Annotated in this window: 1 pseudogene; it reads left to right on the top strand. The window is 38.7% G+C overall.

From position 1 onward, the window contains the following. Positions 1-390 precede the first annotated feature (390 nt). Positions 391-731, top strand: a pseudogene (locus tag DWW13_RS17830) (hypothetical protein); the annotation flags it as partial.

Genomic DNA, 731 nt, shown 5'->3' with positions numbered 1-731 from the left:
GGTGTGAGAGGTCGGCGGCGAAAGCCGCCTCCTACTCGATCTACATCGATCTTGAATCTTTGATTTGCGACTGGAAGTAAAACAAATTTGATGTTATCTTTATTTAAAAACACAATAAAAATCTGATTATCCGCTAAAATACAGTATCTATCAGCATTTTCAAGGAAACAAACTCATCAATTTACTACTTATTTACTACCAACGAATGAGCCTTGATACGCAAGTTTTCCTAGATATGCAAAGATATGGTACAGCACATCAGTATTGAAACAAGAAAAAATTGAATATTTCATAGACTATGGAACGCCTAAAATGACGTTCCTTTTCTATTTTCAGCCGTTCTTATTGGACGGCTATTTTATTACCCAAAATGAAAGGAGCATTAGATTTATGAAAAAGATATTAAAACGATTGTGTACGGGCTTCTTAGCTCTTGCAACTGTCGTTACTGCTTTACCGACTACACCCGTTCATGCAGAAAGCAAGCAATACTGGACGGAAAGTGCAGAGCGTGTCGGTATCATTGAAAAAGTAATGAATGACGGTTCTATTGGTTCTACATTCAATGAGGGCATGATGAAAGTTGAGGGCGAAACTGCCTATTGTATCGACATCAATACAGATTTTAAGAATGGCTACAAGACCAGAGCTGACGCAAGCTCACGCATGAGTGCCGACCAGATTTCAGATGTGGCGTTATCCTTAGAATATGTCAAACAGTATGGCGAAGC

It is taken from the genome of Blautia sp. AF14-40 (genome assembly GCF_003479665.1).
GTDB classification, from domain to species: domain Bacteria; phylum Bacillota; class Clostridia; order Lachnospirales; family Lachnospiraceae; genus Fusicatenibacter; species Fusicatenibacter saccharivorans.
The sequence above is the reverse complement of the archived record's forward strand: the minus strand, read 5'-3'. Positions and strand labels throughout refer to the sequence as shown.